This window comes from Alloalcanivorax sp. C16-2 (assembly GCF_046507615.1).
Lineage (GTDB): Bacteria > Pseudomonadota > Gammaproteobacteria > Pseudomonadales > Alcanivoracaceae > Alloalcanivorax > Alloalcanivorax marinus_A.
The window spans coordinates 96,910-121,079 of sequence record NZ_JBKFTL010000001.1; the positions used below are offsets into that span (position 1 = coordinate 96,910).

Annotated in this window: 23 protein-coding genes; 16 read left to right on the top strand and 7 right to left on the bottom strand. The window is 65.4% G+C overall.

Annotation, left to right across the window (positions count from 1 at the left end):
- The first annotated feature begins 71 nt into the window (after nt 1-71).
- From ACLD02_RS00460 to slmA, 3 genes are all read left to right on the top strand, one after another.
- Nucleotides 72-1,967, top strand: coding sequence for a hypothetical protein (locus ACLD02_RS00460; RefSeq protein ID WP_410297676.1), 1,896 nt, complete (start codon nt 72-74; stop codon nt 1,965-1,967).
- A gap of 20 nt (nt 1,968-1,987) precedes the next feature.
- Nucleotides 1,988-2,887 carry an acetylglutamate kinase gene (gene argB, locus ACLD02_RS00465; RefSeq protein ID WP_203105476.1) on the top strand — a complete coding sequence of 300 codons (900 nt, stop codon included), beginning with the start codon at nt 1,988-1,990 and terminating at the stop codon, nt 2,885-2,887.
- A gap of 63 nt (nt 2,888-2,950) precedes the next feature.
- Nucleotides 2,951-3,538: a nucleoid occlusion factor SlmA gene (gene slmA / locus ACLD02_RS00470; protein ID WP_203105475.1), complete on the top strand. Its 588-nt coding sequence runs from the start codon at nt 2,951-2,953 to the stop codon at nt 3,536-3,538.
- 114 nt (nt 3,539-3,652) lie between these two features.
- Here slmA and ACLD02_RS00475 read toward each other — a convergent pair whose 3' ends face one another.
- The 4 genes from ACLD02_RS00475 to ACLD02_RS00490 all read right to left on the bottom strand — a co-directional run bounded on the left by ACLD02_RS00475 (nt 3,653) and on the right by ACLD02_RS00490 (nt 6,394).
- A complete protein-coding gene (locus ACLD02_RS00475) occupies nt 3,653-4,273 on the bottom strand; it encodes a hypothetical protein (RefSeq protein ID WP_338015238.1) in 621 nt (206 codons plus the stop codon).
- Complete coding sequence (pyrE, locus tag ACLD02_RS00480; RefSeq protein ID WP_203105474.1) at nt 4,270-4,941, bottom strand: orotate phosphoribosyltransferase; 672 nt, start codon at nt 4,939-4,941, stop codon at nt 4,270-4,272. The genes ACLD02_RS00475 and pyrE overlap by 4 nt, the downstream gene beginning before the upstream one ends.
- Nucleotides 4,942-4,954: 13 nt before the next feature.
- Complete coding sequence (gene rph, locus ACLD02_RS00485; protein WP_203105473.1) at nt 4,955-5,674, bottom strand: ribonuclease PH; 720 nt, start codon at nt 5,672-5,674, stop codon at nt 4,955-4,957.
- A 75-nt stretch (nt 5,675-5,749) separates the two neighbouring features.
- The gene (locus tag ACLD02_RS00490; protein WP_203105472.1) at nt 5,750-6,394 is read right to left on the bottom strand and encodes a response regulator; all 645 of its coding nucleotides are present in this window, start codon (nt 6,392-6,394) and stop codon (nt 5,750-5,752) included.
- Nucleotides 6,395-6,484: 90 nt separating this feature from the next.
- Between ACLD02_RS00490 and ACLD02_RS00495 the strand changes: the two genes are divergently transcribed.
- Together ACLD02_RS00495 and ACLD02_RS00500 are read left to right on the top strand one after the other, a co-directional pair.
- A complete protein-coding gene (locus tag ACLD02_RS00495; protein ID WP_203105471.1) occupies nt 6,485-8,599 on the top strand; it encodes a sensor histidine kinase in 2,115 nt (704 codons plus the stop codon).
- Nucleotides 8,600-8,795: 196 nt separating this feature from the next.
- A complete protein-coding gene (locus ACLD02_RS00500) occupies nt 8,796-9,659 on the top strand; it encodes a YicC/YloC family endoribonuclease (protein ID WP_203105470.1) in 864 nt (287 codons plus the stop codon).
- Nucleotides 9,660-9,753: 94 nt separating this feature from the next.
- Here ACLD02_RS00500 and ACLD02_RS00505 read toward each other — a convergent pair whose 3' ends face one another.
- The gene (locus ACLD02_RS00505) at nt 9,754-11,136 is read right to left on the bottom strand and encodes a PLP-dependent aminotransferase family protein (protein WP_338015237.1); all 1,383 of its coding nucleotides are present in this window, start codon (nt 11,134-11,136) and stop codon (nt 9,754-9,756) included.
- A gap of 125 nt (nt 11,137-11,261) precedes the next feature.
- Between ACLD02_RS00505 and ACLD02_RS00510 the strand changes: the two genes are divergently transcribed.
- Genes ACLD02_RS00510 through ACLD02_RS00545 form a run of 8 tightly spaced genes read left to right on the top strand, consistent with a single transcriptional unit; the run spans nt 11,262 to nt 18,705 of the window.
- On the top strand, nt 11,262-12,548 hold the full coding sequence (locus ACLD02_RS00510; protein ID WP_203105451.1) for a hydroxymethylglutaryl-CoA reductase, degradative: 1,287 nt from the start codon (nt 11,262-11,264) through the stop codon (nt 12,546-12,548).
- The gene (locus ACLD02_RS00515) at nt 12,545-13,453 is read left to right on the top strand and encodes a hydroxymethylglutaryl-CoA lyase (RefSeq protein WP_203105450.1); all 909 of its coding nucleotides are present in this window, start codon (nt 12,545-12,547) and stop codon (nt 13,451-13,453) included. Before ACLD02_RS00510 ends, ACLD02_RS00515 begins: the two co-directional genes overlap by 4 nt.
- Before the next feature lie 38 nt (nt 13,454-13,491).
- The gene (locus ACLD02_RS00520) at nt 13,492-14,721 is read left to right on the top strand and encodes a CaiB/BaiF CoA transferase family protein (RefSeq protein WP_203105449.1); all 1,230 of its coding nucleotides are present in this window, start codon (nt 13,492-13,494) and stop codon (nt 14,719-14,721) included.
- A gap of 43 nt (nt 14,722-14,764) precedes the next feature.
- The gene (locus ACLD02_RS00525) at nt 14,765-15,916 is read left to right on the top strand and encodes a C4-dicarboxylate TRAP transporter substrate-binding protein (RefSeq protein WP_410297677.1); all 1,152 of its coding nucleotides are present in this window, start codon (nt 14,765-14,767) and stop codon (nt 15,914-15,916) included.
- Nucleotides 15,917-15,925: 9 nt separating this feature from the next.
- Nucleotides 15,926-16,381, top strand: coding sequence for a MaoC family dehydratase N-terminal domain-containing protein (locus ACLD02_RS00530; RefSeq protein ID WP_410297678.1), 456 nt, complete (start codon nt 15,926-15,928; stop codon nt 16,379-16,381).
- Between the two features lie 5 nt (nt 16,382-16,386).
- Nucleotides 16,387-16,797, top strand: a complete 411-nt coding sequence (locus tag ACLD02_RS00535; RefSeq protein ID WP_410297679.1) for a hypothetical protein — start codon at nt 16,387-16,389, stop codon at nt 16,795-16,797.
- 29 nt (nt 16,798-16,826) lie between these two features.
- Entirely contained in the window at nt 16,827-17,405 is a 579-nt protein-coding gene (locus tag ACLD02_RS00540) for a TRAP transporter small permease (RefSeq protein ID WP_410297680.1), read from the top strand.
- A complete protein-coding gene (locus tag ACLD02_RS00545; protein WP_203105444.1) occupies nt 17,398-18,705 on the top strand; it encodes a TRAP transporter large permease in 1,308 nt (435 codons plus the stop codon). Before ACLD02_RS00540 ends, ACLD02_RS00545 begins: the two co-directional genes overlap by 8 nt.
- 41 nt (nt 18,706-18,746) lie before the next feature.
- Here the strand turns inward: ACLD02_RS00545 and ACLD02_RS00550 are convergent, their stop codons facing one another.
- Nucleotides 18,747-19,709: an MBL fold metallo-hydrolase gene (locus ACLD02_RS00550; protein WP_410297681.1), complete on the bottom strand. Its 963-nt coding sequence runs from the start codon at nt 19,707-19,709 to the stop codon at nt 18,747-18,749.
- Nucleotides 19,710-19,741: 32 nt separating this feature from the next.
- Nucleotides 19,742-20,752, bottom strand: a complete 1,011-nt coding sequence (doeB, locus tag ACLD02_RS00555; protein WP_410297682.1) for a N(2)-acetyl-L-2,4-diaminobutanoate deacetylase DoeB — start codon at nt 20,750-20,752, stop codon at nt 19,742-19,744.
- A 182-nt stretch (nt 20,753-20,934) separates the two neighbouring features.
- Here doeB and gmk point away from each other — a divergent pair, with 182 nt between their 5' ends.
- The 3 genes from gmk (at nt 20,935) to spoT (ending at nt 24,165) form a co-directional block, all read left to right on the top strand.
- A complete protein-coding gene (gene gmk / locus ACLD02_RS00560) occupies nt 20,935-21,567 on the top strand; it encodes a guanylate kinase (protein WP_203105441.1) in 633 nt (210 codons plus the stop codon).
- 29 nt (nt 21,568-21,596) lie between these two features.
- Nucleotides 21,597-21,860: a DNA-directed RNA polymerase subunit omega gene (gene rpoZ / locus ACLD02_RS00565; protein ID WP_203105440.1), complete on the top strand. Its 264-nt coding sequence runs from the start codon at nt 21,597-21,599 to the stop codon at nt 21,858-21,860.
- 184 nt (nt 21,861-22,044) lie between these two features.
- Nucleotides 22,045-24,165 carry a bifunctional GTP diphosphokinase/guanosine-3',5'-bis pyrophosphate 3'-pyrophosphohydrolase gene (gene spoT / locus ACLD02_RS00570; protein WP_203105439.1) on the top strand — a complete coding sequence of 707 codons (2,121 nt, stop codon included), beginning with the start codon at nt 22,045-22,047 and terminating at the stop codon, nt 24,163-24,165.
- The last annotated feature ends 5 nt before the right edge of the window (nt 24,166-24,170 follow it).

A 24,170-nucleotide genomic window follows, 5' to 3' on the forward strand; every position in this document is an offset into this window, starting at 1 on the left:
GCTGGGGGGCGTCCATCGCGGCTGAAGCCGTGATAACAAGACGACAAGAGGCGAAAAAGGGGGGGGAGAGCATGGCGCGCACCAGGAACCCGTTCGGCGGGCGGGCGCTGTTGCTGATCTTGGCGGTGCTGATCGGCGGCGGTGCCTACGGTTTCCACGAATACCAGCACGGGCGGACTCTGGCCCAGGCCCGGAGTGACGCCCAGGCACTGTCCCGGCAATTCGCCGGCACCCTCGCTACCCTGCTCAACCGCGACCGTGAACAGCTCCAGCAACGCGGCGCGGACCCTTCCGTGCGTGAGCGCCTGGCCAGCGGCGAACTGGCGCCCGGCCCCTGGAACGATGACGCCCGCCTGTGGCTGATTGCCGATCAAGGGACCGGCGAGGAAGAACTGTCCTTCGTCTTTCAGGACCTGCTGCGGCAGGTGCGCGAGAGCGGCGAACCGAGGATGTCGTCGCGGGGCGGCGAGCAACCGGCCGTGCTGCTGGCGCGTAATGCCCCCGGTGGCGCGTTGATTCTCGAGCGTCGCCTGACCCCCTGGCTCGATCAGAGCGCCCGGGATCTGCCACCAAGGGCCATGCTGACCCTGGAACAGGGCGGTCTGACCCTGATTCGATATGGTCAGGCCAGCGCCGATGCCCCCCGGGCACAGGCCGCCGCCGGCCCTCTTTCCGTGGCGGTCACGGTACCGCCAGCCCCCCCTTTCTGGTCCGCCTGGCTGATCCCCGGCGGCGCCGGCATCGCGGCGTTGCTACTGATAGCGGCCCTGGTTCCCGCCCTGCGGCGCCTCCGTGGCACGCCGGCCACCGAACCGGCGACACCCGGCGTCCGGCGTCCGGCGGCCAAACCCGCCGGGCCCTCCCCGGCCGCGCCGGCGGCACCGCCCTCCGCTCCGGAACCCGCTCCGGAACCCGCCCCGGAGCCGGCCAGCCCGCCGCCGCCCACCGTACCGGCGGACCTGCTCCATGATGACCACCTCGGCGGCGCCACCCTGAAAACGGACACCTTGGCCCGGCTGGCCCGGGCTCTCGGTGGCGCCGCCGGCGAAGCCGGCCAGCACACCCTGTTCGCGGCCCGCTCCCCGGCTACCGGGGACGATCCCTACGCGGCGCTGCTGGACGGGCTCGCCGCCAGCGGCCGCCAGGTCATGGATCTTGGCGCCGTTCCCCGCCCGGTGCTCTACTACGCCACCGAGGTGCTGGAAAGCCAGACCGGGCTGTACCTGAGCGGCCAGCGCCTGGAAGTTCGCCTGCAGGGCGAGCGGCTCACCGGCGAGGCCCTGGCCGCCGCCGCCAGCCACGCCGGGCCCGCGCCCGAGGCGCCCGGCACCGTGGAGCAGCGGGAACTCACCGGGCGCTACCTGCGGGCCCTGGGCGATGACATTATTCTGGCCCGCCCGATGAAGGTGGCGGTATTCGCCAGCCCCGGCGCCACGGACCAGGTGGCGGCGGTGCTGCTGGAAGAACTGGGCTGCCGCGCGGTGCCCGTGGAGGGCCGATGGGACCCGGCCGACCCGGCTACGCTGGCGCCCCTGGGCGACACCGTCACCGGCCAGAACCTGGACCTGGGCCTGGCCTTCGACGATGGCGGTGGGCGGCTGGCGGCGGTGGCCTCGGACGGCGCCGTGCTCGGCACCGACCGGCTGTTGATGTTGTTCGCCCGCGACCTGCTGAGCCGGAATCCGGGCAGTGACGTGCTGTTCGACGTAGAATGCAGCCCCGGGCTGGGCACCCTGATCCGTAAACAGGGCGGTCGGCCGGTGATGACCCCCGCCGGCGCGGCGGCCCTGCAGACGCGCTTGCGCGAAACCGGCGCTCCCCTGGCCGGCGACATGAGCGGGCATATATGCTTCGCCGATCGCTGGTTCGGGTTCGAGGACGGCCTGTACGCCGCCGCCCGGCTGCTGGAAATACTGTCCCTGCAAGCCGGGGACAGCGCGGCGGCGTTCGCCGCGCTCACCGATTGATTGAATGGCTGGAGACACACATGGACACCAAGAGCGCACAGGAAACCGCCCGCGTTCTGATCGAGGCGCTGCCGTATATTCAGCGCTTCTCCGGCACCACCGTGGTGATCAAGTACGGTGGCAATGCCATGGAAAACGACGAACTCAAGAACAGCTTCGCCCGCGACGTGGTGATGATGAAACAGGTCGGGATCAACCCGGTGATCGTGCACGGCGGCGGGCCGCAGATCGGCGACCTGCTCACCCGCCTGGGTAAGGAAAGCAAGTTCGTCCAGGGCATGCGCGTCACCGATCGCGAGACCATGGACGTGGTGCAGATGGTGCTCGGTGGTTTGGTGAACAAGGACATCGTCAACCTGATCCAGCACAACGGCGGCCAGGCGGTGGGCCTGACCGGCAAGGACGGACGCCTGATCAGAGCGCGCAAGATGGTGCTCAAGAACCTGGACACCAGCGACCCGGAACTGAACACCTCCGAGATCATCGATATCGGCCACGTGGGCGAGGTGCAGGGCATCGACACCAAGGTGCTGGACCTGCTCGGCGGCAGCGACTTCATCCCGGTGATCGCGCCCATCGGCGTGGACGATGACGGCGTCAGCTACAATATCAACGCCGACCTGGTGGCCGGCAAGGTGGCCGAGGTGCTGCGCGCCGAGAAGCTCATCCTGCTGACCAACGTGGCCGGCCTCAAGGACAAGGAAGGCCGGGTGCTGACCGGCCTCAGCGCCGAGCGGGTCGGCGAACTGATCCAGGACGGCACCATCCATGGCGGCATGTTGCCCAAGATCCGCTGCGCCCTGGAGGCGGTGGAGAACGGCGTGAAGACCTCGCACATCATTGATGGCCGGGTGGCCCATGCCGTGCTGCTGGAGATCCTGACCGACAAGGGCGTGGGGACGCTGATCAGCAAGCATTGAATTTGGACTGGTCGGGTCGCGGCTTCCGCCACGCCCCGACCCGGGGGAAAAGGGAACCACCGAATGACAGAACAGAAGCAGTCCAGAAAGGACCAGATCCTGCAGGCACTGGCGCACATGCTGGAGGCGGAGCCCGGGGGGCGCATCACCACCGCCGGCCTGGCCCGGGAGGTGGGCGTCTCGGAAGCCGCCCTGTACCGGCATTTTCCCAGCAAGGCGAAGATGTTCGAGGGGCTGATCGACTTCATCGAGGAGGCGATCTTCTCGCGCATCAACCGCATCACCGCCGAGGGCGATGCTCTTACCCAGGTGGAGCAGATTCTGACGCTGATTCTGGCCTTCACCGAGCGCAACCCGGGCATCACCCGGCTGCTCACCGGCGACGCCCTGACCGGCGAGAACGAGCGCCTGCGCAAGCGCATCCAGCAGTTCTACGACCGTGTCGAAAGCCAGCTCAAGCAGGTGGTACGGGACGCGGAATTCAAGGAAGGCAAGCGCACCCGGGCGACGCCCACTATCACCGCCAATTTACTGCTGGCGGTGGTGGAAGGGCGCATCGCCCAATTCGTACGGTCCGGGTTCAAGATCCACCCCGGCCAGGACTGGCCGGAGCAATGGGCGCTGCTGGCGCCCACCGTGTTCCGCGATTAACCCCCGCTTACCACTCCTCCCGTAGGAGCGGCTTCAGCCGCGATAAGTCCGCTGCTTCGAATCACGGCTGATCGCGGCTGAAGCCGCCCCTACAGGGGAACCATGAATGGCGGGTCAGGGGGCGGAGGTTTCCAGTTGGCGCAGCCGCTCGATGATCGGCTCGTACTGCTTGCGTACCGTCTCGATGTCACGCTGGTAGGCTTCGATTTCGGCGTGAGTGTCTTCCATGCGGCGATTGTAACGGCGGATTGCTTCGCGGGTGCCTTCCGGCACCGCCCGCCCGGCCCGCTCGGCACGGGCCGCATCGCTGACCTCGGCGTCGCGCTTGTCCTCAAGCTGGCCAAGGGAACTGCGCGCATAGCTGATTTTCAGCTCCAGGGCATCCACCTGGCGTTCCCGGGCCCGCTCCGCGTCCTCCGGGCCGGCGTACAGGCGCTTGAGTTCCTCGTCCCGGGCGGCCCGCGCCTCGGCCTGGCGCCTAGCCTCCATTTCCTGGCGCCGACGCGCCTGCTCCTCCGGCGGTGCCGGGGCCACTTCCTTGATCACCTGACCCTTGTGGTCAAGCACCTGGTAACCGGAATGGATCGCCTCGCGGGTGAGCGTGGCGCTCAGCGCCAGATTGCCGTCCGGGGTGGTGTAACGGTACGTCACTTCCCCCGGGGCACTTTCGTTCCGGGCCGGCGCGGCCATCACCAGTACCGGCAACAACAGCAATCCCGCCCAGAGCCTTTTCACTCGTCGTCCACTCCGTATTGTTGCCGGTAAAGTTGCATGGCGGCGCGATCCGCCTCGCGCTCGGGCAGTTCCTCCAGCCAGGCGATGATGTCGGCCATGCTGACGATACTGCGTACCGGCACACCCAGGCTCCGTTCCACCTCCTGGATCGCGGACAGCGGCTTGCCCTCCGCCGACGGCGCCGCCTGGCCGCGCTCCTGACGGTCCACCGCCACGAACACCCCGGCGATGCTGGCCTCGGTTTTCTCGAACAGCGCCGCCACCTCGCGGATCGCGGTACCGGCGGTGATCACGTCGTCAATCACCAGGACCCGGCCCTGCAGGGGCGCGCCCACCAGCCAGCCGCCTTCGCCGTGGTCCTTGGCTTCCTTGCGGTTGAAGGCCCAGGGCAGGTCGCGGCCGTGGTGCTCGGCCAGGGCCACCGACACCGCCGCCACCAGCGGGATACCCTTGTAGGCCGGCCCGAACAGCATGTCGAATTCGATGCCGGACTGAACAATGGCGTCCGCGTAGTGACGGCCCAGCCGCGCCAGTGCCTCACCGGTATGGAAGGTGCCGGCGTTAAAGAAATAGGGGCTGATGCGCCCGGATTTGAGCGTGAATTCCCCGAACTTGAGCGCCTGGCGCTCCTCGGCGAAGCGCAAAAAGTGCTTTTTGTAGTTCTTCATGCGTCCCCCCGGGCTACCAGCCCAACACCGCCTGTTGTTCGCGAACGATTTCCCCGATGCCCTTCTCCGCCAGGCCCAGCAAGGTGTCGGACTGCTGGCGGGTGAACGGCTCGTCGCCTTCGGCGGTGCCCTGAATCTCCACGAAACCACCATGTTGGGTCATTACCACGTTCATGTCCGTGTCGGCGTTCGAATCTTCGGCATAATCCAGGTCCAGCACCGGCTCGCCCTTGTACAGGCCCACGGACACCGATGCGATCAGGCCGTTGAGCGGGTCTTCCTTGATGCGCTTTCTCTCCAGCAGCTTGGTGAAAGCGTCCACCAGCGCCACGCAGGCCCCGGAAATGGCCGCCGTGCGAGTGCCGCCATCGGCCTGGAGCACGTCGCAATCCAGGTAGATGGTGTTCTCGCCCAGCTTCTTGAGATCCACCGCCGCCCGCAGCGAACGGCCGATCAGGCGCTGAATCTCCAGGGTGCGGCCCCCCTGCTTGCCGCGCGCGGCCTCGCGCCCGGAGCGGGTGTGGGTGGCGCGGGGCAGCATGCCGTATTCGGCGGTGATCCAACCCTGGCCCTTGCCCTTCAGGAAGCGCGGCACGCCATCCTCCACGGAGGCGGTGCACAGCACCTTGGTGTTACCGAAGGACACCAGCACCGAGCCTTCGGCGTGCATGGTGAAATCGCGCACGAAGGAAACCTCGCGCATCTGGTCGGACTGTCGGCCGGAAGGGCGCATGAAAACTCCTTGATGGGACGTTGAAGGCGCCCATTGTAACGAACCCCCGGCGCCGAGTGCGAGGCGCGCAGCGGTTCAGGACGGGTTCACCAGCCCCAGGTGAATGGCTTTCAGGGTCGCCTCGGCGCGGGTGTTTACCTGCAACTTGGCATAAACATCCTTCATGTAACCCGCCGCGGTATAGGGGGAAATGCCCAGCTTTTCCGCGGCATGCTTGACGCTCAGCCCCTTGGCGATAAGCGTCAGCATGTCGGTCTCGCGCCCCGTCAGGGTGGCTTCCTGCTCGCCGAAAACCGGGTGGAACCGCTCCAGCAGCCGCCGCGCGATGGACGACGAAAGTGGCGGTCGTCCGGCCAGGATACCGGCCAGCTGCTGGCGAAATTCCGATTCGGTGTCGTCCTTCAGAAGGTAGCCGTCGGCGCCGGCGCGCAGGGAGCCAAACAGGTGCTCGGCATCGTCGAAGATGGTGGTCACCACGCAGAGTCCGTCGCGGTGGGCTTCCTTGAAAGGGCGCACCAGATCCACGCCGCTGCCATCCGGCAGACCGAGATCGATCAGTGCCAGGTCATGGACGTTGGCGCCCATGCTCTCCCGTGCTTCCTTCAGGCTGGCGGCCCGGTCGATGTGTTCAGGGGCCAATAAACCGGACACCTGCTCATGCAGCCAATCGGCCACGTCCGGCAGATCCTCCACAATCAATACTCGCTTGATTGCTTTCATTGTCGCGCCCCTGAATATGGACAAACGCAAAGCTGTGACACACGTCACAGGAATCATATATTCTGCGACGATATCACAAAGGGAACAGGCATGTTTTCACTAAAAACACGCATCACCACCGGGCTTGTTCTCGTTGCTGTTTATGGCTTTCTGACCGTCGCCCTGGCATTAACATTGCCCGCCAGCGACATCACCTTTGGCACGCACGACGACCGCATCGACGCCGTCCTGCCCAACAACCGGGCGGTTACCGTGGCCGCCTTCAGCGATGGCGTCTCGACACAGCCGGCGGACCCCATCCTGCTGCTGGAAGAGCCCGACGTGGTCGCCACCTACGCCGATCTGAACCGCTTCTTCCTCGGCCACCAGCAACTGGCCGACTGGCTCGCCAACGGCACCCTGGTGCTCATTGATACGGACGGCGGCCGGCACCCGGTCAGCCCGGCGCGCCGCACGGTCACGCAGTTGCCCGGGCTTTTCTGGCTGCAGCTTCTTTGCGGCCTTTCCGGCATGGTGATCTGCCTGCTTGTCTGGGTGCCGGCGAAACGGGACGTGGCGATCCATTCGTTCGCCATCACCGGGCTGAGCTACGTGCTGTTTTCATCGGCGGCGGCGATTTACAGCACCCGGGATTTCTTCATGCCGGGCCCGTTGTTCTCCTGGCTGTCGGGCATCAACCATCTGGGCGCCTTGCTGTTCTCCGCTTCCCTCGGCGCCTTCCTGTGGAACTATCCGCGCAAGGCGCCTTCCCGCTGGGTCGCCACCGGGTTTTATCTGGCCTCCGCGCTGGCCATTGTGATCGACCAGTTGCAGCTTACCGACCGCCCCGCCGAGGGTTTCCATTCCTGGGTGCTCGGCATTTTTCTTATCGGGCTACTCGGCGCCGCCTGGCAATGGCGCGGCACCAGAACACAACCCGGGCACCGCTCCGCGCTGCGCTGGGTGATCAGCTCGATCCTGGTTGGCACCGCGTTCTTCGCCGGCGGCATGATTCTCCCGGCCATGCTGCAGGTCGCGGAGCCGGCCTCCCAGGGACTGCTGTTCACCACCTTCCTGCTGATGTACCTGGGCATGGCCCTGGGGGTGGTGCGGCACCGGCTTTTCAATCTGGATCAGTGGTGGTTTTCACTCTGGTCCTGGCTGCTCGGCGGCCTGTTCATCATGCTCACGGATCTGGTGCTCGCGCTGATCCTCAGCCTCTCCGCGCCGGTCACGCTGACGCTGTCCGTCGCCCTCATCGGCTGGCTGTATTTTCCGCTGCGCCAGTATCTCTGGCGAAAGCTGTTTCTCAGCAATCACCAGGAACTGGAAGAGTGGTTGTCCCAGGCCCTGCCGGCCATGCTCGAAGCACAGCGCCACACACAACCACGCTCCGGCGTGCAGGAAGCCCTGCAGGCGGTATTCCAGCCTCTTGCCCTGGAGAGCCTGCCACATACCACCTCCGCCATTGCCCTCTCCGATAAGGGCGAGACCCTGAAGGTCCCGGACCCCGCCGAGCCGCGCACCTGGCTGCTGCACCATGCCCGCCAGGGTGAAAGGGTGTTCAACCGCCACGACATGCGTACCGCCGGCCTGGTGCTGGCCCTGCATCAACTGGTGAACCAGGCCGACCGGGCCCACGCCACCGGCGCCCGGGAAGAGCGCCTTCGCATCCGAAGGGACATCCATGACGATCTGGGCGCCAAACTGCTTCAGCTCCTGCACCGTTCCACCGACACCACCAAACCCCTGGTCCGGGAGGCCATCCATGACTTGCGTGACCTGCTCAAGGACATGGAAGGGGAATCCCTTTCCCTCGAAGCCGCGATGCTGCAATGGCACGAGGAAACCGCGCAACGCTGCGAGGATCACGGCACCCGGCTGCAATGGCGGGCGCACCCCACCGGCACGGTGCTCGCCGCCAGCGAATTCAGCGAGTTGACCCGTATTCTTCGCGAGGCGGTGACCAACGCGCTCAAGCATGCCTCCACGAAACAACTTTCCGTGGTGCTCGACGGCGAAGCCGGCTCACTGACCATGGTGATCGAGAATGACGGCGCCATGCCCGCGCGGGAAAACCGGACCGGCCGGGGCCTGGATATCATGGCGAGCCGCGCCCGCAAGCTTGGCGGTCGCTTCCAGCATGAACACCAGGCCGACCGCTGGCGGGTGATCCTGGGCATCCCGCTGGCCGCCGGCGCGCCTACCCTGGAAGGCAGCCGCTGACCGGCGGCGCCGGTCATTGCTTTCGCGCCTCGCTCATCCCGAACAGTTCGCCGGCCATGCTAAGACGCCGCCCGCGAGACGTACCCCCCACGAACAGGGGGGCGAGCCCGCGCCACCCCGCCCGAGGTCAATGTCAGCCGCGCACCGAACCGGTACACTACGCCCTCACTCGTAATCGCAGCCCACGGGGACGCCCATGATCCGTAGCATGACCGCCTTCGCCCGCGCCGACCGTCGCCTCCAGGGAGCCGACCTGGCCTGGGAACTCCGCTCGGTGAACCACCGCTACCTGGAGCTCATGCCGCGCCTCCCCGACGCTCTGCGTGGCCTGGAAAACGCCCTCCGCGAACGCTGCCGGCAACGCCTGGGCCGGGGCAAGGTGGACATCACCCTCCGCTACCAACCCGATGACACCGACGCCGAACTGGAACTCAACGAAGCCCTGGTCAAGCGCCTCTCCGAAGCCGCCCGCCGGGTCGGCGATCTGGTACTGCACGCCGGCCAGGTCAACCCGCTCGAGGTGCTGCAGTTCCCCGGCGTGCTCAGCGCCCGCCAGATCGACAGCGACGCCCTGGAAGCCGCCGCCCTGGAGTTGCTCGACGAAGCCCTGGACGCCCTCATCGCCACCCGCGACCGGGAAGGCGAGCAGCTCGCCAAGCTGATCCAGGACCGCCTCGACCGGGTCGAGCAGGAAGTGGAGCGGGTGCGCAAGGCCCTGCCCGCGATCCGCGACGCCCTGCGCGAACGGCTCAAACAACGCGTTCAGGAAGCCACCGACAACCCGGACCCGGACCGCCTGGAACAGGAACTGGTACTCGCCGCCCAGAAAATGGACGTGGACGAAGAACTGGACCGGCTGGTGACCCACGTTGCCGAAGTACGCCGCGTGGTCCGCAAGGGCGGCCTGATCGGCCGCCGCCTGGATTTCCTGATGCAGGAACTGAACCGGGAAGCCAACACCCTGGCCTCAAAATCCGTGGACGCGGAGACCACCGCCGCCGCGGTGGAACTCAAGGTGCTGATCGAACAGATGCGCGAGCAGATTCAGAATATCGAGTGACGCCCAAGGCAGCCTTGCGCCCCCAACTCAGTTTACAGGGAGGTAGTCGCTCCACCCTGCCGCCTTTTTTATCGGGAGGATTCGCCGGGTCAGCTCAGCCTTGCAGGCTGGCGCGGAAGGCGGGGTCGTCCAGGTAGGCGACGTTAAGGCGGGTCCAGGGCACCACCAGGTCGCGGGTCGCGGAGAAAATCGAGCCGGGGGCGAGCATCACGCCCCGCTTCAGGCAGCGACGGGTCAATTCGTTGGCGTCCTCGATGCCGGGGAAGCGGGCCCACAGGTACAGGCTCTGCTCCGGTCGGCAGAACACGTCCGCGCCCAGTTCGTCCAGCACCCGTAACCCGGTGGCGGTGGCGGCGCGCAATCGCTCCTGGAGCCGGGAGAGATGGCGCAGATAATTTCCCTCTCTCAGGATCACGTCCACGGTGCGTTCGGCGTATTCGGCGCCGCCGATGTGCATGAGCATTTTTATATCCGCCAGCTCGGAGATCAGGGCTTCGCCGCCGGCGATGAAACCGACCCGCAGGGCGGCGGAGATGGGCTTGGAGAAGCTGCCCAGGTAGAGGGTGCGGCCGAGCTGGTCGAGGGCGGAGAGCTTGGTGGCCGAGTTCAGTTTGAAGTCGGCCATGGCGTCGTTTTCGACGATGATCAGGTCGTGGCGTTCCGCCAGGGTCAGGAGGCGGCGCGCTTTGTGCTCGGAGAGATCGGTGCCGGTGGGGTTGTGGCCCACGGACTGCATGAAGAACAGCGCCGGTCGCTCGCGGATCAGCAGGCGCTCCAGTTGTTCGAGGTCGGGGCCGTCCACTTCGCGGGGCACCGAGAGCATGCGCGCGCCGCTGAGCTGGAGCTTGCCGAACAGGGGGTAGTAGCCGGGATTTTCCACCAGTACCGCGTCGCCGGGCCGCGTGAAGCGCCGCAGGATGAGATCCATGGCGTGGTTGGCGCCGAAGGTGGTGAGAATCTGCTGGGGCAGGGCGTTGATGCCATAGCTGGCGATCTTTTTTACCAGTTGCTCGCGCAGGCTGGCGTTGCCAAAGCGGTTGCCATAGCGGAACAGGGTGGTAACGCCGCCACGCACCACCTGGCGGTGAAATTTGTCCAGACGCATATCCATGAGCCAGTCCACCGGCGGGAAGCCTTCGCCGAGGTGGGAGTGGCCCGGCTCGCGCACCAGTTGCTGGCGCATCATCCAGATGGTGTCCAGGGCACGGGCGTAGGGCGGCGGCTGGGTCTCGTCGTCCGGTGGACGAGGCGCCCCCCGGACAAAGAACCCTCGACCGTGACGCGCTTCCACCAGTCCCTCCGCCGCCAGGTACTCATAGGCGGTGATCACGGTGTTCTTGGAATAGCCGTGCAGGCGCATGTATTCGCGCAAGGACGGCAGTTTGTCGCCGCGCCGCAGTATGCCCTCGGCGATCTGCCCGGCGATATCGGAGGCGATCCGCTGGGCCCGGGTCTGGCGCTGCATCGGTATGGACACGGTTGGCTCCCACTGTTTGCCCTAACTGTACCTTTTTCATGGGTACAGGCGCCGATATGTTAGAGCACAACCTTGCGCGGCGACACGCGCTCCTAACAAAAACCGTCCCAGAAAAGGGGTATTCAGTGAGTTCCAGTTCCCAGCTCCCCGGTTTTCGTAATCTCTCACCGTCGGAACGCGTCGATTTCGTGGCCCGCCACCTTGAACTGAGCGACGAGGAAACCGCGCTGCTCCGCGACGATGGCGCCCTGCCGATCGAAATCGCCGATGGCATGATCGAGAACGTGCTTGGCAAATTCGAGCTGCCGCTCGGCCTGGCGGGCAATTTCATGGTCAACGGCCGTGACGTGCTGATCCCCATGGCCGTGGAAGAACCCTCCGTGGTCGCCGCCGCCTCCTTCATGGCCAAGCTGGCCCGGCCGGCGGGTGGCTTCCTGACCTCCAGCAGCGCGCCCTTGATGCGTGCCCAGATCCAGATCGTCGGGCTCCAGGACCCGGCCAACGCGCGCTTGAGCCTGCTGCGCAACAAGGCGCGCCTGATCGAGCTGGCCAACACCAAGGACCAGTTGCTCAACAAGCTCGGCGGTGGCTGCCGGGATCTGGAGGTGCACACCTTCATGGACAGCCCGAGGGGCCCGATGGTGGTGGCCCACCTGGTGGTGGACGTGCGCGATGCGATGGGCGCCAATACCGTTAACACCATGGCCGAGGCGGTGGCGCCGCTGATCGAGGAAATCACCGGTGGCACCGTGCGACTGCGCATTCTGTCCAACCTGGCGGACCTGCGGCTGGCGCGGGCACAGGTCCGCGTGGCACCCGAACACTTTGAAACAGATGCGTTTAGTGGCACGGACGTCATCGACCGTATCATCGACGCCTATACCTTCGCGGCGATCGACCCTTACCGGGCGGCGACCCATAACAAGGGCATCATGAACGGGATCGACCCGCTGATCGTCGCCACCGGCAATGACTGGCGCGCGGTGGAAGCCGGCGCCCATGCCTACGCCTGTCGCGACGGTCACTATGGCTCGCTGACCACCTGGGAGAAGGACCGCGACGGCCATCTGGTCGGCACCATCGAGATGCCGATGCCTGTTGGCCTGGTGGGCGGCGCCACCAAAACCCACCCCCTGGCCCGCCTTGCTCTGCGGATTCTCGGCGTCCAAACCTCCCAGGAACTGGCCGAAATCGCGGTGGCGGTGGGGCTGGCGCAAAACCTGGGTGCGCTGCGGGCGCTCGCCACCGAAGGCATTCAGCGCGGCCACATGGCGCTGCACGCCCGCAATATCGCCTTGTCCGCCGGTGCCCGTGGCGAGGAAGTCGACCAACTGGTGCGGCAAATGGTCCAGGACCATGACGTGCGTTCCGACCGCGCCGAGGCATTGCTCAAGGCGCTGCGCGGCCAATGAGCGTTACCGCCGTACGACTGGTGGAGGTGGGCGCGCGGGACGGGCTGCAGAATGAAGCCCGCACCCTGGCCCCCGAGGTGCGCGCGGAGCTGATCCGGCGCCTGGCGGACGCCGGCCTGCGCCATATCGAGGCGGGCGCTTTTGTGTCGCCGCGCTGGGTGCCGCAAATGGCCGGCACCGACACCGTGCTGGAGAAACTGCCCGGTGACGGCGATGTGACCTTCAGCGTGCTGGTCCCCAACGAGCGGGGCATGGCCATGGCGCTTGAGAGCGGCTGCCGGGAGGTGGCGGTATTTACCGCCGCCTCCGAGGCGTTCAACCAGCGCAACATCAATTGCTCCATCGACGAGAGCCTGGCCCGCTTCGAGCCGGTGCTGGCCGCCGCGAAGGAGAACGGCGTCGCGGTGCGCGGTTATGTCTCCTGTGTGCTGGGATGTCCATATAGCGGACCTATCCCGATCGCGGATGTGGTTCGTACCGCCACGCGGTTGTACCAAATGGGCTGCTACGAAGTGAGCCTGGGCGACACCATCGGCGCGGGCGTGCCCACCGGCGTGCGCGATCTGGTATCGGCCTGCGCCATGGAAATGCCGGTTGCCCGGCTCGCCGCTCATTTTCATGACACCTGGGGCATGGCCACGGCGAATTGCGTGGCCGCGCTCGAGGGAGGTATCCGCGTTTTCGACAGCTCGGTTTCCGGGCTGGGCGGTTGCCCTTATTCCCCCGGCGCCACCGGCAACGTGGCCACGGAGGATCTGATTTACCTGTTCGAGGGCATGGGCCTGGATACCGGCGCCGACCTGGGCGGCGTGGTCGCCGCCGGCGCCTTCGTGGACCAGCGGCTCGGGCGGGAGACGGCGTCACGGGTGGCGCGCGCCTGGCGGGCTCGCCACGGGGCGGCCTGAGCCCGGCGCGACAATACGACAACAAATCTGGAGGACAGATGACTGAACGCACAGGCCTGCCACCGGCGGCGAAAGGCGCCCTTAAAGGCGTCATTATCCTCGACCTGACGCGCGTGGTCGCCGGCCCCTATTGCGCCATGTTGCTGGCCGACATGGGCGCCACCGTTATCAAGATCGAGCATCCGAAGGACCCGGATCTCACCCGCGAATTTCCACCGGCCCTCGGCGGAGATGATGAAGCCATCAGCGGCTTCTTTGCTCAATACAATAGAAACAAGATGGCGATAAGCCTCGATCTCAAGGCCACGGAAGGCCGCGAGCTTTTCTTCGATATGGTGCGCAAGGCCCATATCGTGATTGAGAATTTCCGCCCTGGAACCATGGATAAGCTGGGCCTGAGTTACGCGACTCTCAAGGAGATCAATCCGGCCATCGTGATGACCAGCATCAGCGGCTTTGGCCAGACCGGCCCGAACGCGCCACGGCCGGCGTTCGACAGCAGCGCCCAGGCTTCCGGCGGCCTCTGGTCAATCAACGGCACCGTCGAGGAGCCCATGCGCGTGGGCACGGTGCTGGGCGATTTGAGCGCCGGCCTGTACGGCGCCATCGGCACGCTGGGCGCGCTGCGCGAGGCGGAGCGCGACGGCCATGGCCAGCATGTGGACGTGTCCCAGCAGGATTCCATTATCTCGCTGACGGAAAACGCCCTGGTCACCTACACCACCACCGGCAAGGTGGCGATCCCGGAAGGCAACGGTCATCCGTTCGTGAAGCCCTATGGCCGCTTCGCCTGCAAGGACGGTTACGTGTTCTTCGGCGCCTATACCGATAAGTTCTGGCGCGAAGCCTGCCAGGTGTTCGGCGATGAGGATCTGATCACCGATCCGGAGATCGACACCATGGCCAAGCGCTTTGACAGCGAGATCTACCAGCGCCGGGTTCATCCGGTGGTGGAGCGCTGGTGTGCCAGCCACACCAAGGCGGAACTGGAGGCGATGACCGGGTCGCGCTTTCCGCTGTCACCGATCAAGACCATCGACGAAGTGGTGGCCGACCCCCATGTGCGCGAACGCGACATGGTGATTCCGGTGGACTACAAGGGCCAGCGTTTCGAGGTATTTGGCAACCCGATCAAGATGTCGCTGGGGACCAACGAGCATGGCTCCCATGCGCCGGTGACCGGCGAATCCAACGATGCCGTTTATGCCGGCTGGCTGGGCCGCTCCGAAGAGGAGCTGGACCGGCTTCGTGACGCCGGCGTGATCTGAATCCCGATCCTGAACCATTAAACAACAATTCAAAGGTGACATTATGAATATCAAATCCATGGCCGGCGCGATGCTGGCCGGCGCCCTTCTGTTCAGCGGCCTGACCACCAGCGTGGAAGCACGCACCCTGCGTTACGCCATCGGCCACCCGCCCAGCTCCTTCGTGGTGGACGTGACCAAGGAATACGCCAAGCAGGTGGAAACGCTTTCCGACGGCGACCTGAAGGTACGCGTGTTCCCCATGTCGCTGCTGAACTTCGCGGAAACCTCCGGGGGCGTACGCGATGGCATGGCCGATATCGGCTTCGTGCTTACTTCCTATTTCCCGTCCGAGTACCCGCACAGTAACGTGGCGGTGGAAGCGTCCATGCTGGTGGGCCTGCTGGGCGATCAGGCCCGTGGCCGCGAGGGCATGGTTTTCATGGGGGCACTGTCCGAGTTCACCTTCTTCCACTGCCCGGAATGCAATCAGGAATTCAAGAAACAGAATCAGGTTTACACCGGCAGCACCGGCGGCACCTCCTATGGCCTGGTCTGCAATGAACCGGTGGAGACCAAGGCCGACCTTGAAGGCAAGCGGCTGCGTGTTGGCGCCTCCAACTGGTCCCGCTGGGCGGAGTCCGTGGGAGCCTCCCCGGTGACCATGTCCGCCAACGAAATGTTCGAGGCGCTCAGCCAGGGCGTGGTGTCCTGCATCGTTCTGGCGTCGCCGGAAATTCATAATTTCGGCCTTACCGATGTGGTCACCGACATCAACATGGACGTGCCCGGCGGCCCGATGCCTATCGCCGGCACCAATATCAACGCCGACACCTGGAAAAGCCTGAGCGCCGAACAACGCGAGGTAATGCTGCGCGCGGCCAGCCAGTTTTCCGCCGGCGTGCCGTGGATTTATCACCAGCATGAAGACCGGATTCTGGCCGAAGCCGAGGAACGCGGAGTGGCGATCCACCACGCCGACCAGGCGCTGATCGATCAGACCCGTGCGTTCATCAAGGACGACATGCAACACATCGCCGAGGACTACCGCTCCCGCTATGGGGTCGAGAACGGTGAGCAACTGATCGCCGATTTCCAGAAACTGCTGGAGAAATGGACCGGCCTGGTTCAGGACGTGGAAACCGAGCAGGATCTGGCGGACCTTTACTGGAACGAAATTTTTTCCAAGGTCGATGTGGAACAACACGGGCTATAGGAACGCATCATGACCCTTCTTACCGACGAGCTTGTTGCTCTGATCGGCACCGAGGTAGCGCCGTTCGAGTTCGAAATCACGCGCGGTGACATCAAGAAGTACGCGGTGGCCACGGGCCAACGCCAACGTCGCTACCTGGATGGCGACGAGGCGCCGCTACTGTTTCTTTTCAGTGCCATGATGCCGGTGATTCCTCTGGACGAGCTGCTGCCCGACGGGCGGCAGCCGGACAGTCCGCTGATTCCCGAGCTGCCGCTCAAGCGGATCATGGCCGGCGGCAGCGATTACCGGGTGCATCGGCCGGCGCGTGCCGGCGAGGTGCTGGTGTGCCGCCAGAAGCTGGCCGACCTGTACGAAAAACAGGGCGACTCCGGTCCGTTGATCTTCATGATCTTCGAGAACCGTTTCGAAACCCGTACCGGCGAGCCGGTGGTCACCGAATATCTGACCCGTATCGCGAGGTAAGAATGATGTCCACAACAAAAATTCAGAAAGGCGATACGCTGCCCGGTCGTGAATTCAAGGCCGATACCGTTCAGCTTTTTCTCTACAACGCGGCAATCTGGAACCCCCATCGTATTCACTACGATCTGCCCTATACCCGGGAGCAGGAAGGCCACCCCGGGCTTCTTATCGACGGGCCGCTTCAAGGGGACTGGCTGACCCAGATCATCGAGGAATGGCTCGGTGATCGCGGCGTGCTGACCGCGTTCCGCTATAGCAACCGCCAGGCGGCCTACATCGGCGAGGTACTCGCCGGGGAAGGGCACGTCACCGACCGTGACGGCGACAGCGTGACCCTTTCCCTGGCGCTACGGAACCAGGAAGGCGCGACCACCACCGTGGCCACCGCCAGCGTGCGCGTGGACCCCGGCCACTGACGCCGCGGCTCTTTTTCAGGAGAACTGCTATGTACCGGCTCGGACGTTGGCTTTCCCGCCTGACCAGCGCCACCACTCTGCTGGGCGGGTTCGCCATTGCCCTGATGATGTTGCACATCACCGCCGACGTGGTGCTGCGATACCTGTTCTCGGCGCCGCTTCCCGGCACCATTACCTATGTCTCCAATTACTACATGATCATCGCCACCTTCGTGCCCCTGGCCTACGCGGAAAAGCTGGATGCCCACGTTACCGTGGAAGTGGTCGCCGAGCGTCTGCCGCGCCGGCTGCAGCGTCATCTGGCCCACTGGCTGCTGCCGGTTTGCGCGGTGGTGCTGTCGTTCATGACCGTGAAGACCTGGACCGAGGCGGTGAGCAAGTATCAGATGAACGCCTCCCTCGTGGAAGGCGGCACCACCATCATTACCTGGCCTGGTTATTTCATGCTGCCCCTGGGGCTGGGCCTGATGGTGCTGGTGCTGCTCTACAAGTTCGTCGTCTATCTCACCGGCGCCCGTTGCGGCCTGACGGTGAGCGACGAGGAACGGGCCATTGCCCGGGAAGTGCACGCGGATAAGCCGGCCTCACCGGGAGACCGCCATGAGTGACGTTCAGATCGGGCTGTCCGGGCTCGCCGTATTGTTCGTGCTGATCGCCTTGCGCATGCCCGTGGGGCTGGCGTTGATCGGCGTTTCCTTCGGCGGCCTCTGGTATTTGATGGGCTGGGGCATCGCCTGGGGCTCCCTGGGGCTGATTCCGTATCAGTTTTCCGCTAACTGGGTGCTCAGCTCGGTGCCCATGTTCCTGTTGCTGGGTTACGTCTGCTACCACGCTCAGCTTACCCAGGGCCTGTTCCGGGCCGCGCGATTATGGCTGTCGAGAGTACCCGGCGGGCTGGCGGTGGCCTCGATTTTCGGCACCACCGGGTTCGCCGCCGTGTGCGGTTCCTCGGTGGCGTGCTCCGCCGCCATGGGTCGGGTGGCGGTGCCGGAGATGATTGAGCACCGCTACAACCCGGGCCTGGCCACCAGCACGGTGGCCATCGCCGGCACCGTGGGGGCGCTGCTGCCGCCGTCCATCATCATGATCCTGTACGGCATCATCGCCCAGGAGCCGATCACCAAGCTGTTTCTCGGCGGCATCACCGCTGGCCTGCTCACGGTGCTCGGTTACATCATCGTGGTCATCGTGCGGGTAAAGCTGAACCCGGAGTTGGCGCCGGCGCCGGACGAACGCATTTCCACCGAGGAGCGGCTCAAGGCGCTGTGGGAAGTCTGGCCGGTGGTGATGATCATGCTGGGCATTTTCGGCGGCCTGTTCGCCGGCCTGTTCACACCCACCGAGGCCGGCGCCGTGGGTGCCTCCCTGGCCTGCGCGGTGGCGCTGTGCAAAGGCACCCTGACCTGGCAACGCTTGCGCGACGCGGTGCTGGAGACGCTGCTTACCACGGGTACCATTCTGATCATCGCCATGGGCGCCAGCCTGTTGACCCGCTTCCTGTCACTTTCCGGCGCCGGTGACTATCTCTCTTCCATGGTCATCGACGCCGGTGCCAGCACCTTCGCCATTTTGCTGATCATCGTGCTGATCTACCTGCTGCTGGGCATGTTCCTGGAGCCGATCGGCGCCATGTTGCTGACGCTGCCCATTGTGCTGCCGATCGTGGACAGCGTCGGGCTCAGCCTGATCTGGTTCGGCGTGGTGCTGACCAAGCTGCTGGAGATCGGCATGGTGACACCCCCCATCGGCATGAACATCTTCGTGATAAAAAGCGTGGTCGGGAACCTGGTGAGCACCGGCGCCATTTTCAAAGGCGTGCTGTGGTTCCTGCTCATGGACGTACTGGTGCTGGCGCTGCTGATGAGCGTGCCGGAGCTGGTGCTGTTCCTGCCCGAACACGTTGGCTGAGGGAACGGGCCGCCGGGCGGCGGCCCATTCCGCCGGCGCCGTCAGGCGGCCTTGCGCGCCTCCAGCCACACCGCCAGCCCCTGGCTGTTGAGCTTCACGTCCATGCCCAGGATCGCATCCAGATGGTCGTCATCCTGCTCGCAGCCGTGTTCCCGGGCGCGCCGGAACAGGTAGCCGCGCAGGGCGGTTCGCAGCGCCGGCTCAAGCTCCTCGTCGCCGTGGTCGGCGGCCACCCGTTCCGCCAGATCCACATAGTCGTCCACCATGCCGCGCAGACGTTCGCCGAGAATCCGCGGGCCTTCCACCGGGCCGTAATGGGTCAGGTACATGCGCTCCGGGTTCAACGCCAGCAGCCTGGCGATGGAATGCTTGAGCGCCGGCGGGTCGAACTGCACCGGGGTGGTGGTGGGCAGAATGAAGGGGCCTTTTTCCGTGGTCAGGGGAGGATACGAAAGCCCGAAGGTGTCACCGGTGAAGACGCCGGCGGAGGCCGGATCATGGACGCAGAAGTGGTGTTTGGCGTGACCGGGCGTATCCAGGAATACCAGGCGCCGGCCATCCAGGTCGATTTCGTCGCCATCGTTCATGGTACGCACTCGCGCCTCGGGCACCGGCAGGATTTCGCCGTACATCTTCCTGAACGCGGCTTCGCCATAGACGGCGGTGGCGCCGGCGACCAGCTTCGCGGGATCGATCATGTGCCGGGCACCGCGCGGATGCACCAGCAGAGTGGCGTCCGGCAATGCCTCCATGAGCCCGCCCACGCCGCCGGCGTGGTCCAGGTGCACATGGGTGGGGATCACGTAGCGGACCCGGGCGCGATCAATACCGCGCTGTTCCAGCAGGTCCAGGATGATCGGCACGGTGTGATGGGTGCCGGTCTCGATGATGGCGTAGTCCTCGCCACCACGCATCAGGTAACAGGCCGCCAGCTCCTCGCGAACCATGGCGGTGTCGATGCGGGTGATGCCGTGGCCGAGGTCTTCATAAACCTTAAAAGACATGGGTCCCGAGCTCTCCGGTTAAGTCGTTATTGTCATTGCTCCAGCGGCACCGCCAGCACGGCGAAGGTGTCGCCCGGGCTGACGCGGGCGGGGTGGCGGCGACCGATCAGGAGGCCGTTCACGGTAGCATGATATTCCGCCGGCGGGGTGCCGGTGCGTTCCAGGTCGTGGACCCGGGCGATCAGGTCGCCGGCGCGCACCGCGTCCCCCAGGTTCACGGTGAATTCCAGCAGCCCGCGGTGCTCGGCCTGCAGGTAATGGGCGGCGTCGGGGATCTCCAGCCGGCGCGTGTCCGCCGGCGCCGGGGCACCGGGCAGAATTCCGGCGTGGCGCAGCAGGTTGTCCACGCCGCGCTCGGCCAGGGCGACGCTGGCCGGAGTGGTGGTGCCGCCGCCGCGCAGTTCGGTGCTGACGAACACCTTGCCCTGGCGTTCCACGGCGGTATCGAACAGGGCGTCGCCTTCCAGTTCCGCCATCAGCAGGGTGTTGGGGGCGCCGATGGCGAGGGTCGCGTCCAGGCAGCGCCGCGCCAGATCCAGGTCGTCCAGACGGTGGGTGGCGGCGAAGGGCAGCAGGTCCAGGGTGCGCCCACCGGAATGCAGGTCCAGCACCAGGTCCGCCAGGGGCACCAGGTGGCGGGTAAAATAGTCGGCGATGCGCTCGGTGAGGGTGCCCGTGGGACTGCCGGGAAAGGCCCGGTTCAGATTGCCTTTGTCGATGGGCGAGGTGCGGGTGCCGTTGAGCACGGCGGGGTGGTTCATCATCGGCACGATGATCACGCGTCCGGTGATGTGTTCCGCGCGCAAGCGACCGGCCAGCTTGAGCAGGGCGGTGATGCCCTCGTACTCGTCACCGTGGTTGCCGCCGGTGAGCAGGGCGGTGGGGCCTTCTCCGTTGCGCACCACGGTGATCGGAATCATCAGGCTGCCCCAGGCGGACTCGTCATGGGAATGGGGCAGCTTGAGAAAGCCGTGCTGCACGCCGTCGCGGTGGTAGTCCACGGTGGCGGTGATCGGGCTGTCCGGCGTCGGGCTGTCCTGCATGGGGTCTCCTGGCGATCGGCACGGTTCGGGTACGGGGGGGGGCAGGCCAATATAGCCTGCCGGCGCGCCCCTCTACGAGCCCCGCGAGGCGCGGCGCCGCTGGCCATGACGGACCGGGCCTTTGTCCCTATAATGCCGGTTTTCGCGGCCCGGCCGCGCCCTCCGCAATACAGGACGCCCCCATGACCGACAAAGGCAACCTCTATATCGTGTCGGCCCCTTCCGGCGCCGGCAAGACCTCGCTGGTGGCGGCGCTGGTGGAAAAACTGCCGCGCCTGCGGATTTCCGTGTCGCACACCACCCGGCCACGCCGGGAGGGCGAGGTGGAGGGGGTGAATTATCACTTCACCAGCCGCGAACACTTCGTGCGCATGATCGAGGAGGGCCGCTTCCTGGAGCACGCCGAGGTGTTCGGCAATCTGTACGGCACCAGCGCCGACTGGGTGGCGGACACCCTGCGCGATGGCGAGGACGTGGTGCTGGAGATCGACTGGCAGGGCGCCGCCCAGATCCGCCACCTGATGCCGGAGGCGGTGAGCGTGTTCATCCTGCCGCCGTGCCTGAAGACCCTGGCCCAGCGTCTGCGCGGGCGCGCCTCGGACCACGACCACGTGATCGAGAAGCGCCTGGCCGGGGCCCGGGAGGAAATGAGCCACTACGCCGAATTCGATTATCTGGTGGTCAACGACAACTTCGAGCGGGCCCTTCACGAGATGGCCAGCATCGTCGAGGCCAACCGGCTGGTGACCACCCGCCAGGCGGTGCGCCAGGCGGCCATCCTCGCCGACTTGTTGTCCGGCACGGAAACCCAGTAAAATCCCGCTCCCGCAACAGGAGAACCTCCATGGCCCGTGTAACCGTAGAAGACTGCCTGGAAAAACTGGACAACCGTTTCGAGCTGGTCCTGGTATCCAGCCGGCGCGCTCGCCAGCTGCAGACCGGCGGCAAGGAGCCGCGGGTAGCCTGGGAAAACGACAAGCCCACCGTGGTGGCGCTGCGCGAGATCGCCGAGGGCCACGTGACCGCCGACTCGGTGGAAAACCCGATGGCCGATCAGGGCGCCGAGGTCGATGACCTGGCCCTGCTGACCCAGTCGTTCGGCGAATAATCGCCGCCACTGGCGCCGTCCGAGCGAGCCCGCCCTTCGAGGCGGGCTTTTTCGTTGCGGCCCCGTCCGCGAAATTCCAACCTTATCAAGTACTCACGAGCCTCATCGTAGACAAATTGTCACGCCACTCCTAAGCTAGGAAAGATCGTTAACTTCCAACGCCCTGGCGGCACGGCGAGGCCCCTTGCCCTCCATTCGTAACCTGCAAAAACGGCTGCGCAGCTACCTGACGGACGATCAGATCGATCAGGTGGTGCGCGCCTACCATTTCGCCGAGAAAGCCCACGAGGGCCAGTACCGGCGGACCGGGGACCCCTATATCACCCATCCGCTGGCGGTGGCCAACATCCTGGTGGATATGCACATGGACTACGCCTCGCTGATGGCGGCCATGCTGCATGACGTGATCGAGGACACCGGCTACAGCAAGGAGCAACTGGCCGAGGAATTCAGCGAGGAGGTCGCCGAACTGGTCGACGGGGTTTCCAAGATCGCCCAGATCAAGTTCGAATCCAAGGCCGAGCAGCAGGCGGAGAACCTGCGCAAGATGATGCTGGCCATGACCCGCGACATCCGCGTGATCCTGGTGAAGCTGGCCGACCGGCTGCACAACATGCGCACCCTGCATGTGATGAAGCCGGAGAAGCGCCGCCGCATCGCCACCGAGACCCTGGAGATCTACGCTCCCATCGCCTTCCGCCTGGGCATGTACAACATGCGGGTGGAGTACGAGGACCTGGCGTTCCACAACATCCACCCGATGCGCGCCCGGCTGATCGGCAAGGCGGTGCAGTCGGCGCGGGGCAACCGCAAGGAGATCCTTTCCTCGATCAAGGCGAGCATCGAGCACAGTCTCAAGGAAGAAGGCATCGAGGCGCGGGTGCTGGGCCGCGAGAAGCACCTGTACAGCATCTACCAGAAGATGAAGGAACAGCATAAGCCGTTCTCGGAAATCATGGACGTGTTCGGTTTCCGCATCATCGTCGACCGGGTGGACACCTGCTACCGGGTGCTGGGCGCGGTGCACAACCACTTCATCCCGATCCCCGGGCGCTTCAAGGACTATGTGGCGATCCCCAAGGCCAATGGCTACCAATCGCTGCACACCACCCTGAAGGCCCATTCCGGCATTCCGCTGGAGATCCAGATCCGCACCGAGGAGATGGAAGCGATGGCCAACAACGGCATCGCCGCCCACTGGCTGTACAAGGCCAGCGACGAATCCGGCTCGCCCACCCACACCCGCGCCCAGTCCTGGATGCAGCGCCTGTTGGAGATCCAGCAGAAAGCCGGCAATTCCATGGAGTTCATCGAGAACGTCAAGGTGGACCTGTTCCCGGACGAAGCCTATGTGTTCACCCCCAAGGGCGACATCAAGGAGCTGCCCGCCGGGGCGACGCCGGTGGATTTCGCCTACGCGGTGCACACCAAGGTGGGCAACCGCTGCGTGGCGGCGCGCATCGACGGCAAGCTGGCGGCGCTGTCCACGCCGCTGGAATCCGGCCAGACCGTGAAGATCATCACCGCCCCCAACGCCAGCCCCAATCCGGGCTGGCTGAATTTCGTGGTCACCGGCAAGGCGCGCTCCAACATTCGCCACTTCCTCAAGCAGCAACGCCGGGAAGACGCCGCCGAGCTGGGCCGCCGGTTGCTGGACAAGGCGCTGGGCGCCTATGAAATGGAGCTGGGGCGGCTGTCCGATGTGACCCTGGCCACCGAGCTCACCGACAACAACTACGCCACCGTGAACGATTTGCTCGAGGACATCGGCATGGGCAACCGGCTGGCGCCGCTGGTGGCGCGCAAGCTGGCCGGCGCCCGGGACGACGCCGAGGAGGACAGCGGCGAAAGCGACCGCCGGCCACTGGCGATCCGTGGCAGCGAGGGCCTGATGGTCACCTACGCCAAGTGTTGCTACCCGCTGCCCGGCGACACCATCATCGGCCATCTGAGCGCCGGCAAGGGCATTGTGGTGCACCGCGATACCTGCAAGAACCTGCTTTCGGAAATGCGCGGCGCCCCGGAGAAATGCATCGCGCTGGACTGGGACAAGGAGGTGGCCCAGGAATTCACCGCCGCCCTGCGCATCGAACTGATCAACAAGCGCGGCGTGCTGGCCACCCTGGCCAACAGCGTGTCCGAGCTGGGCTCCAACATCGACACCATCGACATGGCCGAGAAGGACCCGACCCTGTCGGTCATCAATGTCACCCTCACGGTCAAGGACCGCATTCATCTGGCGCGCATCATCAAACGTTTGCGTACGCTGGATAATGTTGTGAGGATTCACCGTATCAGCGCCTGAGGCCG